This is a genomic window from Microbacterium sp. GXF0217 (assembly GCF_054798195.1).
Genome location: NZ_JBSJZG010000002.1, coordinates 234,844 through 246,858, shown reverse-complemented (window position 1 = coordinate 246,858; position 12,015 = coordinate 234,844). Strand labels below are relative to the sequence as shown.

The following is a 12,015-nucleotide window of genomic DNA, read 5'->3' as shown; positions in this document are numbered from 1 at the left end:
GCGCGACTGCGCACGGCAGGGTGGATGCCGTCAGGTTAGCGTAATCGATAATCGACTGACAAGTATCGATTGAGTGCTCTCGCTACGCTGAGGGGACATCGACAGCCATCAACTCGGCTTCCTGGGCGACGATCCTCATGCACCGAGCGCCGTATCCCTGCGAGCCGGGAACTCGGTCGCGCTTGTCCACGTCATGGCGGCCAGGGGAATCGCGCACATCTTCGTCACGGGCGATGCCTCCATCGCTCGCGAGTTCGGACGCGCCCTTCCGGCCGCACGCTCGATGTGGCCGCACGCCGCCCCGGAGACGATCGCCGCTCGCATCCGCGCACGAGCGGCAGGTGGCGGGCCTCCCCTCGCCGGCGGCTCGGGCTGCGCGGGGCCGAGCTCGCGGCATCCATCGCAGCATCCGTGGATGAGGCCGCCGATGTCGGCATCCGACCGGAGGGAAGCGTCGTCATCGACACCGACGGAAGCTCCGCCGAGGACATCGCCGATCAGATCATCGCTGCTCGGCAGCGTCCGTCAGACCGAAGCGTGGCCGACCACGCCCTTGCGCAGCAGCGCGTTGCCGTATTTCCGCGTCTCGCCGGTGCGGATCATGAGATACGCCCCCTTCGCGACGTCGTAGTACGCGAACCGCTCGACGAAGCGCGTCGTCGCCTCGACGGTCCCCGCCGCCGCTATGAGCTCGCGCTGGACACCGAGCACCACGGCATCCGCGGACTCCATGAGGTCGAGCCCCGGCGCGTCGTCCAGCGGCAGGACGGTCCTGATCGCGGCGACGACCTCGGGCGTCGTCGTACCGGGCAGATCCACGACTCGCGCGCCGAGCGCCCACGCGGGGAAATGCGCATCGGCGACGACGACGGAATCGGAGTGCCCCATCCGGTCCAGGTGCAGCAGCAGCTCCCCAGTGAGCAGCGGGTGGATTCCTTCAAGCATTCGCACCCCCGGGGATGAGTCCTTCGTCCGCGAGCTCGGACCACAGCTCAGCCCGGATGCCGAAGCCGGCGTACTCGGCATTCTGACGCAGCTGGGCCGGTCGGCTGCCGCCCACCACGACGGAGCGCACCGCAGGAGCCCTCAGCGGGAACTGGATCGCCGCCGCGGGCAGCGGCACGTCGTGCGCACGGCAGATGTCGGCGATCCGCACCAGCCGCCGCCACAGGTCATCCGGCAGCGCGCCGTACTCGTAGCGCCCGTCGCGACGCGGCTCGCTCTGCGCCAGCAGTCCGGAGTTGAAGACGGATGCCGCGACGATCCCCGTCCCGGTGACGTCGCAGGCCGGGATCACCTCGACGGCGGCCGGCTGCTCGAGCAGCGTGTACCGCCCCGCGACCATGATCAGGTCGAGATCCGCTTCGCGAACGGCGCGAGCGAGCGCATCCGAGACCATCGAACCGATTCCGATCGCGGCGACCTCGCGCTCGGCGCGCAGCCGCTCGAGCGCCGGGAACGCGCTGTCGACCGCGAGGTCGAGATCGTGTCGCTCCGGGTCGTGCAGGTAGAGGATGTCGATGCGTTCGATCCCCAGCCGCTCACGGGATTCGTCGAGGCTCGCGCGGATGCCGGCATCCGAGAAGTCCCACACCCGCATCCGATCATCCCGCACGTGGAAGTCGTTGGCGGTGTCGAGGCCTCCGGCGTGCTCGGGGTTCGGGCGCAGCAGCCGGCCGACCTTGGTCGACAGCACGAACTCGTCGCGGGGTTTGGTCTGCAGGAAGGCGCCGAGGCGCCGCTCGGAGAGTCCGAGACCGTAGTGCGGAGCCGTGTCGTAGGAGCGGATGCCGCTCTCCCACGCGGCATCCAGCACCTCCCAGGCCTCGTCGTCGGTGAGGGCGCGGAAGAGATTGCCGACGTTCGCGGCGCCGTACCCGAGCGTCGGAAGCTCACGCGAGCGCATGGGCACCCGTCCAGGTGTAAGCGGCGATGCTCTCGGCCTTCATCTCCATGCCCGCACCGGGGGCCGTGGGTGCGGTGTACGCGCCCCCACGGATGTCGGTCGGCACGACGAAGTGCTCGTGCAGGTGATCGACGAACTCGATCAGACGCCCCTCCCGCGAGCCGGTGACCGCGACGAAGTCGAACATCGACAGATGCTGCACGGCTTCGCACAGACCCACGCCTCCGGCATGCGGACAGACCGGGATGCCGAACTTCGCCGCCAGCAGCAGATTGGCGATGTTCTCGTTGACGCCGGCGACCCGCACCGCGTCGATCTGCATGACGCCGATGGCATCAGCCTGCAGGAGTTGCTTGAAGATCACGCGGTTCTGCGCATGCTCGCCCGTCGCGACTCTGATCGGGGCGATGCCGCGCGCGATCTCGGCGTGCCCGAGGACGTCATCCGGACTCGTGGGCTCCTCGACCCACGCCGGACGGAACTCGGCGAGCGCGTTCACCCAGTCGATCGCCTCCGAGACCTCCCAGCGCTGGTTGGCGTCGATCGCGATCGGGAAGTCGGGTCCGACCACCTCGCGCGCCTTGCGGAATCGGCGGATGTCGTCCTCGAGATCCGCGCCGACCTTGAGCTTGATCTGGGTGAAGCCGTCGCCGATGGCCTCGCGCGCGAGGCGCTCGAGCTTCTCGTCCGAGTAGCCGAGCCAGCCGGGGCTCGTGGTGTATGCCGGGTAGCCGGTGGCGAGCAGCTCCTGCTCGCGCTCCGCACGACCGGGCACCGCCGCACGCAGGATCTCGAGCGCGTCCTCGCGGGTGAGTGCGTTGGTCAGATAGCGGAAGTCGACGAGGTCGACGATCTCCTCCGGGGTCATCCGCGCGAGCAACTGCCACAGCGGGAGGCCCGCGCGCTTGGCCTTGATGTCCCAGAGCGCATTGATCACGGCCCCGATCGCCATGTGCATGACGCCCTTCTCCGGCCCGAGCCAGCGCAGCTGCGAGTCGCCGATGATCTCCCGGAAGGTGCCGCCCATGTCATCGATCAGCGCTTCGAGCTCGCGGCCCACGAGGTGACCGGCGAGCGCGTCGATCGCAGCGACCTGCACGTCGTTCCCCCGACCGATCGTGAAGACGAAGGCGTGGCCGGCATCCCCGGCATCCGTGCGGATGACGACGTACGCCGCGGAGTAGTCCGGGTCGGGATTCATGGCGTCCGAGCCGTCCAGGCTCAGCGACGTCGGAAAGCGGACGTCGGTGGTCTCGAGTGCGACGATGCGGCTCACGGGTCTCCTTCGGATCTCTTGGAGTGTAAACATCGGATGTCTATACTGTCAACGACAGCGGGCCCCATTGGCCCCCTCCATCGACGAAGCAGGAGAAACATGAAGTTCGCGCGGCTTGGCGCCCCCGGATCCGAGATCCCCGTCCTCGTGCACGGCGATCGCCACCTCGACCTCCGACCCGTGACATCCGATGTGAACGGCGATTTCCTTGCGAGCGACTTCCGCGCCAGGGTCGCGCAGGCGCTGGATGCCGGTGAGCTGACCGATCTCGCCGGAGCATCCGAGCTGCGCATCGGCGCTCCGATCGCCCGACCGAGCGCGGTGATCTGCATCGGCCAGAACTACGCCGCGCACGCGCGCGAGTCCGGCGCGGAGCCGCCGACGATCCCGATCATGTTCCTGAAGACGCCCAACACAGTGGTCGGCCCGAACGACGCCGTGACGATCCCGCGCGGCAGCGAGAAGACGGATTGGGAAGTCGAGCTGGGCGTCGTCATCGGCGCGCGCGCGGCCTACCTCGACTCGCCGGCACAGGCGGATGCGCACATCGCCGGATACGTCGTCGCGAACGACGTCTCGGAGCGGGCGTTCCAGATGGAGGTCTCCGGCGGCCAGTGGTCGAAGGGCAAGATCGCGTTCGGGTTCAATCCGACCGGGCCCTGGCTCGTCACCCCGGACGAGGTGGACGTCGACGACCTGCGCCTGCGCAGCTGGGTGAACGGCGAGCCGCGGCAGGGCTCGAACACGGACGACATGATCTTCGACGTGCGGGAGATCGTGCATCACCTGTCGCAGTACGTCACCCTCGAGCCCGGCGACCTCATCCTCACGGGGACACCGCAGGGTGTCGCGTTCGGCGGGAAGTTCCCCTACCTGCGGGCGGGCGACGTGGTCGAGATCGAGATCGACGGCCTGGGGCATCAGCGCCAGGAGTTCGTGGCATGGGAGGCCGGACGATGACCGCGGAGTCTCTCGAATCGGTCGGTGAGCCTGTCGAAGCGCGCCTTTCCGGCCTCGTCGCGATCGTCACCGGCGGAGCGTCCGGCATCGGCGCGGCGATCGCCGCACGGCTGCATGCCGACGGCGCCGAGATCGCGGTGCTCGACCGCGATCCCTCGGGGACCGACTTCGCGGCGTTCACCGCCGACGTTTCGGATCGCGCCTCGGTCGATGCCGCCGTCGCCGCCGTCGCCGAGCGCTTCGGCCGCATCGATATCGTCGTGAACAACGCCGGCATCGGCGCGATCGGCGACATCGCCGCGAACGACGATGACGAATGGGCCCGCGTGCTCTCGATCAATGTCACCGGCATCGCCCGGGTGACCTCGGCAGCACTGCCGTGGCTGCGGCGGTCACCCGCGGCCGCGGTGTGCAACACGGCATCCATCGCCTCGACGACCGGCCTTCCGCAGCGCGCGCTGTACACGGCATCCAAGGGCGCTGTCTCGGCGCTGACCCGGGCGATGGCGGCCGACCACCTGCGCGAGGGCATCCGGGTCAACGCCGTCAATCCAGGCACGGCCGACACCCCCTGGGTCGGGCGTCTGCTCGACCAGGCCGACGACCCGGCCGCCGAGCGCGCCGCGCTGGAGGCGCGCCAGCCGCACGGCCGACTCGTGTCGCCGCAGGAGGTCGCGGCCGCCGTGGCCTACCTGGTCGGTCCGGATGCCGGGTCGACCACCGGTACGTCGATCGAGGTCGATGGCGGAATGGCCCAGCTGCGCCTGCGAGCGGAGTAGGGCGGGACGCGCGCTCCGGCGACGAGCCGCGTCCGGCAGAGGTCGCATAGCGCCGCCTCACGCCGACCGAGGCGACCGAACGCGCCCTGTCCGGTCGGGCCCACAGACATCCGACCAATGTGCGAGGATGACCGCATGGCAGTGACGGACGAGGCGATCGCGAAGATCAAGGCGATGATCGTGTCCGGCGAGCTCGCCCCCGGCGACCGCCTGCCGCCAGAGAAGGAACTGGCCGAGCGACTGGGCCTGTCGCGCAGCTCGATGCGCGAGGCCGTCAAGGCGCTCGAGGTCATCCGGGTGCTCGATGTGCGTCGTGGGGACGGCACGTACGTGACGAGCCTCGAACCGCATCTTCTGCTGGAAGCCGTCGCGTTCGTCGTCGACATGCACGACGACGATTCGCTGCTGGAGATCTTCGCGGTCCGGCGGATGCTGGAGTCGCAGGCCACCGGGCTCGCTGCGACCCTCGCGGACGACGAGCAGATGCAGACGCTGCGCGACGAACTCGACGGCATCGACGCGCATGTCTCGGTCGACGATCTGGTGGCGCACGACATCCGCTTCCATCAGGACATCGCGAAGATGGCCGGCAACACCTATCTCGCGAGTCTGATCGAGCACCTCAGCAGCCAGACCGTGCGCGCACGGATCTGGCGAGGCCTCACCGAACAGGGCGCGGTCGAGCGCACCCTCGCCGAGCACCGGGCGATCGCCGATGCCATCGCGAGGCACGATTCCCATCTCGCGACGTCGCTCGCCACAGCGCACATCGCCGGCATCGAGTACTGGCTTCGTCAGGCCATCACAGGAGCATCATGACCACTGCATCCTCTGCCTCCCGAGGCGGCGTCGTCGTCATCGGCAGCGTGTCCGCGGACGTGACCACGTTCTCGCAGCGACTGCCGGCGAGAGGCGAGACGATCCTCGGGGAGGAGTTCACGCTCCTGCTCGGCGGCAAGGGCGCCAACCAGGCCGTGGCCGCCGGCCGCGCAGGAGTCAGGACGAACTTCGTCGGATGCGTCGGCGACGACCTCTTCCACGATCTCGTCGTCGACGGCCTGAGCGCTGCCGGGGTCGACGTGGCCCACCTGCGCACCGTCGACGGCCCCACGGGCATCGCGCACATCCGCGTCGATGCCTCCGCGCAGAACGACATCGTGGTGGTGCCGCTCGCGAATGCGCAGCTGAGCACCGAGCAGATCGACGCCGCGCTCGAGGACCTCGCATCGACGGCATCCGTGATCCTCACCCAGCTGGAGACCCCGGTCGCGCTCACCGCGCACATCGCCGCTCGCGGTCGCGCGCTCGGCTACACGGTCATCCTGGATCCGGCACCGGCCGCGGACCTCCCCGCCGACGTGTGGCGCAACGTCGACATCGTCACCCCGAACGAGACCGAGGCATCGCTGATCACCGGCACCGAGGTCACCGACCCGCCCTCTGCGGAACAGGCCGGCCGCTGGTTCCTCGCCCACGGCGTCGGCGCCGCAGTCATCACGCTCGCGGAGCAGGGGGCGGTCGTCGTCACCTCCGACGGGGCGTTCTTCGGCCCGGCGCTGCCGGTCGAGGCGATCGACACGACGGCGGCCGGCGATGCCTATGCCGGGTATCTGGGCGCCGCCCTCGCCGACGGCGCCCCACTGGGCGAGGCGGTACGTCTCGCCACCGTGGCCGGCGCGCTCACCGTCACCAGGCAGGGCGCGTCTCCGAGCATCCCGCACCGCGCCGAGGTCGACGCCCTTCTCGCCTCGCGCGTCGGCTGAGGCGGTTACGCTCGAGACCATGACCTCCTGGACCAGCACCGCGATCGCCCTGCTGGATGCCGATGCGAACCGCAGCGCCGACACGCACCTGCACGTGTTCCCACTGCCCGTCGAGTGGGGCATCGACCTCTACCTGAAGGACGAGTCGGTGCACCCGACCGGATCGCTCAAGCATCGGCTCGCACGCTCGCTGCTGCTGTACGGGCTCGTCAACGGCCGCATCCATGAGGGAACCACTCTGGTCGAGGCATCCAGCGGATCGACCGCCGTCTCCGAGGCCTACTTCGCCCGGATGCTGGGACTCGACTTCGTCACGGTGGTCCCCCGATCGACGAGCCCGGAGAAGATCGAGCTCATCGAGTTCTACGGCGGGCGGTGCCACTACGTCGATCGCGCCGCCGACATGTACGCCGAGGCCGAGCGTCTCGCCTCCGAGTGCGGAGGCCACTACCTGAACCAGTTCAGCTACGCCGAGCGTGCGACCGACTGGCGCGGAAACAACAACATCGCCGAGAGCGTGTTCAGCCAGATGGAGCGCGAGCGGCATCCGATCCCGTCCTGGATCGTCGTCGGAGCCGGCACCGGCGGCACCAGCGCGACCTTCGGCCGCTACGTGCGCTACCGCAGGCACGACACCAGGGTGGCCGTCGTCGACCCGGAGGGCTCGGCGTTCTTCGGCGGCTGGAGCACCGGCGCCGCCGATTACACGACCGGGACGCCGAGCCGCATCGAAGGCATCGGACGCCCGCGCGTCGAGCCGTCGTTCATCCCCGGCGTGATCGATGAGATGCTGCAGATCCCGGATGCCGCATCCGTCGCGGCCATCCGCCTGCTGCAGGAGCGGACGATGCACTGGGCTGGCGGTTCGACCGGCACCAACCTCGTCGGCGCGTTCCGGTTGATCGCGCGCATGCGCGCGGCCGGCGAGACCGGCAGCGTCATCACCCTGATCTGCGACGGCGGCGCCCGCTACGCCGGCACGTACTACTCGGATGACTGGGTCGCAGCGCAGGGCTGGGATCTTGCGCCGCACCGGAAGCAGATGGATCACTTCCTCTCCACGGGCGTCTGGGCCAGCTGAGGGCTACGCTTCTGGCATGACCACGCTCATCCTCACCGTCGTCGGTTCGGATCGTCCAGGACTCGTCGCCGCCGTCGCCGACATCGTCGACGCCCACGGCGGCAACTGGGAGAACAGTCAGCTCGCCGAACTCGCCGGTGCGTTCGCCGGGGTGATCCAGGTGTCCGTTCCGGAGGCCAGCCGCGCCGACCTGGCCGCGGCGCTGCGCGAGCTGGACGGCCTGCTGACCGTCACGGTGCATGCCGGTTCGGACGCCGAGGGCGACGCCGCGGCCCGTCCGATCACCCTGCAGATCCTGGGGAACGACCGGCCGGGGATCGTCCGCGAGGTCTCAACAGTGCTGCGCACGCACGAGCTCAGCATCGACACGATGACGACCGAGACCCGGGATGCGGCGATGGCCGGTGGACGCCTGTTCGAGGCATCCGTCGTGGCCGAAGTCCCCGAGTCCGTGGATCTGGACGCGCTCCGCGCCGACCTCGAGCGCCTGACGACCGAGCTCCAGGTCGACATCACGCTGAGCTGACGGACCGCACCCCGCGGCGTCCGTCCCCCGGATCCGCCCCGGTGCCCCCCTGTGCCCCCGGCATCCCTTCGAGACCTCTCCGTATCGACGAAACCCCGTCGTATCCGTGCAGATACGACGGGGTTTCGCAGCTCACGAGAGGTCACACGACGGCGACCTCAGACCAGGCGGGCCTTCGGCGAGACGCCGTACGTGTCCTCGGCATCCGCGAAGACGACGTCGCCGAGCGCGGCGTCGATGGCTGCGAGCGTGTCAGCATCCAACGTGACGCCGGAGGCCTTGACGGTGTCGGCCAGCTGCTCCGGACGGGATGCCCCGACCAGCGCCGCCGCGACGTTCTTGTTCTGCAGCACCCACGCGATCGCCAGCTGCGGCATGGTGAGCCCTGCCTGCTCCGCGATCGGCTTGAGGCGCTGAACCGCCGACAGCGTGTCATCGTTCATGAAGCGCTTGATGAACCCGGCGCCGCTCTTCTCATCCGTCGCGCGGGACCCCTCGGGAACCGGCTGACCCGGCAGGTACTTGCCGCTGAGCACGCCCTGCGCCATCGGCGACCAGACGATCTGCGAGATGCCCAGCTCTTCGGATGCCGGGACGACCTTGCCCTCGATCACGCGGTGCAGCATCGAGTACTGCGGCTGATTCGAGATGAGCTGGATGCCGAGCTGCGTGGCCAGCGCGTGACCGTCGCGCAGCTGCTCAGCCGTCCACTCGGAGACACCGATGTACAGCGCCTTGCCCTGGCGGACGACGTCGGCGAACGCCTGGAAGGTCTCCTCCAGCGGCGTCTCGTAGTCGTAGCGGTGCGCCTGGTAGAGATCGACGTAATCGGTGCCGAGGCGCTCGAGCGAGCCGTTGATCGATTCGAAGATGTGCTTGCGGCTGAGACCGGTGTCGTTCGGCCCCTTGGGGCCGGTCGGGAAGTACACCTTGGTGAAGATCTCGAGACTCGCGCGGCGCTGCCCCTGGAGGGCCTTGCCGAGCACGACCTCGGCAGCCGTGTTGGCATACGTGTCCGCGGTGTCGAACGTGGTGATTCCGGCGTCCAGAGCGGCGTGAACCGTCTTGACCGCGGCGTCGTCGCCGACCTGCGATGCGTGCGTGACCCAGTTGCCGTAGGTGATCTCGGAGACCTTGAGACCGCTGTTGCCCAGAAAACGATAGTTGACCATGTGACAACGCTAGCGGTGCGCCATGGCGCCTGGACGGGATCGGCCGATCTTCAGAAAGCGATCTCTCGATCAGAGCGCGGTGCGATAGTCCTGCCAGGCCTCGCCGAGTCGGCGCACGCCCTCGGCCAGCACCTCATCCGGTGCCGTGAAGGGGATCCGGATGTGGTCGTCCGGGGAGGTGGATGCCGCGAACTCGGCACTGCCGGCCACAGAGACGCCGTGCACTGCCGCTACCCGCGCGAACGCATCCGCGGACCCTGCCGGGATCTGCGCCCACAGCGACAGCCCGCCGCGCGGCTCGAGGAACGTCCACTCAGGCAGATGCTCGGCCATCAGCCGCACGAGCAGACCGAGACGGTCGCGGTGCGCGCGGGAGACCTCGCGCTGCAGCTCGGCGGCGTGAGCGAGCAGGTCGCTCGCGAGCAGCTGAGCGGGAACGCTCGACGACTGATCGGCGAGCTGCCGCGCCCCGCGCAGCCGGCGGACGAGCACCGGGTCCGCACGCAGCCAGCCGATCCGCAGTCCCGCCCACGCCCACTTCGACACCGACTCGACCACGATCACCGGAGCATCCGGCCGCTCCGCCGCGAGCGTCGGGGGAACGACGCCGTCGAACGAGATGCTGGCGAGCACCCTGTCCTCGACGATCGGCACGCCGTACTGCGCCGCGAGGTCCGCCACCCGACGACGGGCCTGGGCGGACAGACGCGTCCCGGTGGGATTGTGATGGTGCGGGTTCAGCGCCACGAGGGCCGGGCGCAGCCGCGCCATCGCCACTTCGAGCGCCGCGGGGTCGAGACCGTCCTCGCCGATCGGGATGCCCTGCACAGTGCCGCCGCGCAGCGTGACCGAGTCGGTGACACCCGGCCACGTCACCTCTTCGGCCAGAACGACATCGCCGGGGCCGACCAGCGCGTTGACGACGAGACTGATCGCCTGCTGCGCGCCGTGGGTGACGAGGATCTGCTCCGGCGTGGTCGGCGTGCCGCCCTCGGCGAGCATCTCGGCGATCTGCTCCCGAAGCATCGGGAGCCCTGCCGGGTCCGTTTCCGGCAGCAGCGCGAGATCGAGTCGGGGCCTGTGGCCGCGGATGAGCTCGACCGCCGTCGGCGGGATCAGCGGCACCGATCGCAGCAGATCGATCGCGTTCGGCAGCGACGAGAACAGCGCCTCACCGCGGCCGGCTCTGCCGGGCTGGGTGACCGGCGAGCCAGCGATGCGGGTTCCGCTCCCCTGTCTCCGCTCGACCGTACCGCGCTCGGTCAGATCGGCGTAGGCGGCGACGACCGTTCCCCGAGAGACCGAGATCGCCGCGGCCAGAGTGCGTTCCGCGGGAAGCCGGTCGCCGGGGCGGAGCTCCCCCGTGTCGACGAGGGCGCGGATGCCGTGCGCCAACCTGCTCGACAGTGTGCCGTCTCCCTGCGCCCACCGTCCGAGCCGTGCGGCGAGCGCCGTCGAATCGACGGTGGCCGTTCGGTGGTCCACCAGACGCTGATTGGCACTGTCATCGCGGCTCATACTCATGAATTCTGGTCCAATGAGCCACTTTGTATCGACCAGTTCGCCATTCACTGATCCAATTGTGAACGATTGGACTATCGAGGAGCTCCTCGAATGGTTCGGCGCCGACGACGCACGCCTGAGCGATCCCACCGTGCGGGCGCCGCTGCGGGCGATCGAGGAGTCGCTGACCGGCAGCCGGTGGACGCGCGAGTTGGACGCCTCGCTCTCCGGGGTGCGGCTGACGCGGGAACCCGCGATCATCAGTCTGGTGCGATCGATCTCCCTGCACGTGTCGCGGCATCCGGCGCTGCGCGCGCAGACCGTGGCCGACGTCCTGCGCGTGCGGACCCCGGTCCCGGAGACAGTCGATTCGGCGCGATCCTAGCCACAGAGACGGGGCGCCGGACGAGAACACAGCCCCACACGACCCCACGTCCGGTCGGGGCGACCCGATCAGACCGGCAGCATCCGCCTGATCGCCGCCTCGCCAGCGGCGAGCGCGGCGTCGAGATCGAAGTGGCCGGCCGCGCACAGCGTGCCGAGGCCGTGGACGAGGCCCCACAGCGCCAGAGCGTCCGCCTCTGCGTCGAGTCCGGCGGACGACGCCGCGCCACCCAGCACCTGCTCGAGTTCGGTGATCAACGGCGCCATCGTCGCACTGGGGTCGCCGGGCACGCAGACGGTGGGGTCGTAGATGACATCGAAGCCGTTCGGGTTGTGCACGGCGTACCGGACGTAGGCTCCGCCACCCGCCATGAGCGCCGAGACCGGGTCCCCCGCGTCCGCGATCGCAGCGCGCACCGCCGCGACGAGATCCGCCATGCTGCGCTCGGCGAGCACCTTGAGCAGTCCCTGCCGGTCTGCGAAGTGGTGATACGGCGCGTTGTGGCTGACGTTCGCCGATCGCGCGACCTCTCGCAGGCTGATCTCCGGCGCCGGCTTGTCCTCGAGGAGCTTCATCGCCGCCGCCTCCAGGGCATGGGCGAGATCGCCGTGGTGATAGCCGGTTCGCGAAGTTGACACAAGCAACATTCTCTCGTATCTTGACA

13 protein-coding genes are annotated in these 12,015 nt (G+C 69.4%); 7 read left to right on the top strand and 6 right to left on the bottom strand.

Going from position 1 to position 12,015, the window contains the following annotated elements; translation table 11 throughout:
- Positions 1-525: 525 nt before the first annotated feature.
- The 3 genes from ACWAT3_RS04585 to ACWAT3_RS04575 are packed head-to-tail and all read right to left on the bottom strand — an operon-like array spanning position 526 to position 3,182.
- The gene (locus tag ACWAT3_RS04585) at positions 526-945 is read right to left on the bottom strand and encodes an RbsD/FucU family protein (RefSeq protein ID WP_460796248.1); all 420 of its coding nucleotides are present in this window, start codon (positions 943-945) and stop codon (positions 526-528) included.
- Positions 938-1,906: an aldo/keto reductase gene (locus ACWAT3_RS04580; protein ID WP_460796791.1), complete on the bottom strand. Its 969-nt coding sequence runs from the start codon at positions 1,904-1,906 to the stop codon at positions 938-940. Before ACWAT3_RS04580 ends, ACWAT3_RS04585 begins: the two co-directional genes overlap by 8 nt.
- Positions 1,893-3,182, bottom strand: a complete 1,290-nt coding sequence (locus tag ACWAT3_RS04575) for an L-fuconate dehydratase (RefSeq protein ID WP_460796246.1) — start codon at positions 3,180-3,182, stop codon at positions 1,893-1,895. Before ACWAT3_RS04575 ends, ACWAT3_RS04580 begins: the two co-directional genes overlap by 14 nt.
- A gap of 99 nt (positions 3,183-3,281) precedes the next feature.
- Between ACWAT3_RS04575 and ACWAT3_RS04570 the strand changes: the two genes are divergently transcribed.
- The 6 genes from ACWAT3_RS04570 to ACWAT3_RS04545 all read left to right on the top strand — a co-directional run bounded on the left by ACWAT3_RS04570 (position 3,282) and on the right by ACWAT3_RS04545 (position 8,291).
- Positions 3,282-4,142, top strand: a complete 861-nt coding sequence (locus tag ACWAT3_RS04570) for a fumarylacetoacetate hydrolase family protein (RefSeq protein ID WP_460796245.1) — start codon at positions 3,282-3,284, stop codon at positions 4,140-4,142.
- Positions 4,139-4,921 (top strand): SDR family NAD(P)-dependent oxidoreductase, encoded by a 783-nt coding sequence (locus ACWAT3_RS04565; RefSeq protein WP_460796243.1) that lies wholly within the window; start codon positions 4,139-4,141, stop codon positions 4,919-4,921. The genes ACWAT3_RS04570 and ACWAT3_RS04565 overlap by 4 nt, the downstream gene beginning before the upstream one ends.
- A gap of 135 nt (positions 4,922-5,056) precedes the next feature.
- The gene (locus ACWAT3_RS04560) at positions 5,057-5,740 is read left to right on the top strand and encodes a FadR/GntR family transcriptional regulator (protein ID WP_460796241.1); all 684 of its coding nucleotides are present in this window, start codon (positions 5,057-5,059) and stop codon (positions 5,738-5,740) included.
- Positions 5,737-6,684 carry a ribokinase gene (locus ACWAT3_RS04555; RefSeq protein ID WP_460796239.1) on the top strand — a complete coding sequence of 316 codons (948 nt, stop codon included), beginning with the start codon at positions 5,737-5,739 and terminating at the stop codon, positions 6,682-6,684. The genes ACWAT3_RS04560 and ACWAT3_RS04555 overlap by 4 nt, the downstream gene beginning before the upstream one ends.
- A 19-nt stretch (positions 6,685-6,703) precedes the next feature.
- Positions 6,704-7,765, top strand: a complete 1,062-nt coding sequence (cds1, locus tag ACWAT3_RS04550; protein WP_460796237.1) for an L-cysteine desulfhydrase Cds1 — start codon at positions 6,704-6,706, stop codon at positions 7,763-7,765.
- Between the two features lie 16 nt (positions 7,766-7,781).
- Entirely contained in the window at positions 7,782-8,291 is a 510-nt protein-coding gene (locus ACWAT3_RS04545) for a glycine cleavage system transcriptional repressor (protein ID WP_460796236.1), read from the top strand.
- Between the two features lie 158 nt (positions 8,292-8,449).
- Here the strand turns inward: ACWAT3_RS04545 and ACWAT3_RS04540 are convergent, their stop codons facing one another.
- Both ACWAT3_RS04540 and ACWAT3_RS04535 read right to left on the bottom strand, forming a co-directional pair.
- On the bottom strand, positions 8,450-9,463 hold the full coding sequence (locus ACWAT3_RS04540; protein WP_460796234.1) for an aldo/keto reductase family protein: 1,014 nt from the start codon (positions 9,461-9,463) through the stop codon (positions 8,450-8,452).
- Positions 9,464-9,532: 69 nt separating this feature from the next.
- Positions 9,533-10,981 (bottom strand): aminotransferase-like domain-containing protein, encoded by a 1,449-nt coding sequence (locus ACWAT3_RS04535; protein ID WP_460796233.1) that lies wholly within the window; start codon positions 10,979-10,981, stop codon positions 9,533-9,535.
- A 64-nt stretch (positions 10,982-11,045) separates the two neighbouring features.
- Here ACWAT3_RS04535 and ACWAT3_RS04530 point away from each other — a divergent pair, with 64 nt between their 5' ends.
- Positions 11,046-11,351: a hypothetical protein gene (locus tag ACWAT3_RS04530; RefSeq protein ID WP_460796231.1), complete on the top strand. Its 306-nt coding sequence runs from the start codon at positions 11,046-11,048 to the stop codon at positions 11,349-11,351.
- Between the two features lie 68 nt (positions 11,352-11,419).
- Here the strand turns inward: ACWAT3_RS04530 and ACWAT3_RS04525 are convergent, their stop codons facing one another.
- On the bottom strand, positions 11,420-11,989 hold the full coding sequence (locus tag ACWAT3_RS04525) for a TetR/AcrR family transcriptional regulator (protein ID WP_460796229.1): 570 nt from the start codon (positions 11,987-11,989) through the stop codon (positions 11,420-11,422).
- Between the last annotated feature and the right edge of the window lie 26 nt (positions 11,990-12,015).

Bases quoted from the DNA above. Each gene is read 5' to 3' on its own strand.
- ACWAT3_RS04585 (WP_460796248.1), bottom strand. From the start codon at position 945: ATGCTTGAAGGAATCCACCCGCTGCTCACTGGGGAGCTGCTGCTGCAC.
- ACWAT3_RS04580 (WP_460796791.1), bottom strand. From the start codon at position 1,906: ATGCGCTCGCGTGAGCTTCCGACGCTCGGGTACGGCGCCGCGAACGTC.
- ACWAT3_RS04570 (WP_460796245.1), top strand. From the start codon at position 3,282: ATGAAGTTCGCGCGGCTTGGCGCCCCCGGATCCGAGATCCCCGTCCTC.
- ACWAT3_RS04565 (WP_460796243.1), top strand. From the start codon at position 4,139: ATGACCGCGGAGTCTCTCGAATCGGTCGGTGAGCCTGTCGAAGCGCGC.
- ACWAT3_RS04560 (WP_460796241.1), top strand. From the start codon at position 5,057: ATGGCAGTGACGGACGAGGCGATCGCGAAGATCAAGGCGATGATCGTG.
- ACWAT3_RS04555 (WP_460796239.1), top strand. From the start codon at position 5,737: ATGACCACTGCATCCTCTGCCTCCCGAGGCGGCGTCGTCGTCATCGGC.
- cds1 (WP_460796237.1), top strand. From the start codon at position 6,704: ATGACCTCCTGGACCAGCACCGCGATCGCCCTGCTGGATGCCGATGCG.
- ACWAT3_RS04545 (WP_460796236.1), top strand. From the start codon at position 7,782: ATGACCACGCTCATCCTCACCGTCGTCGGTTCGGATCGTCCAGGACTC.
- ACWAT3_RS04540 (WP_460796234.1), bottom strand. From the start codon at position 9,463: ATGGTCAACTATCGTTTTCTGGGCAACAGCGGTCTCAAGGTCTCCGAG.
- ACWAT3_RS04535 (WP_460796233.1), bottom strand. From the start codon at position 10,981: ATGAGCCGCGATGACAGTGCCAATCAGCGTCTGGTGGACCACCGAACG.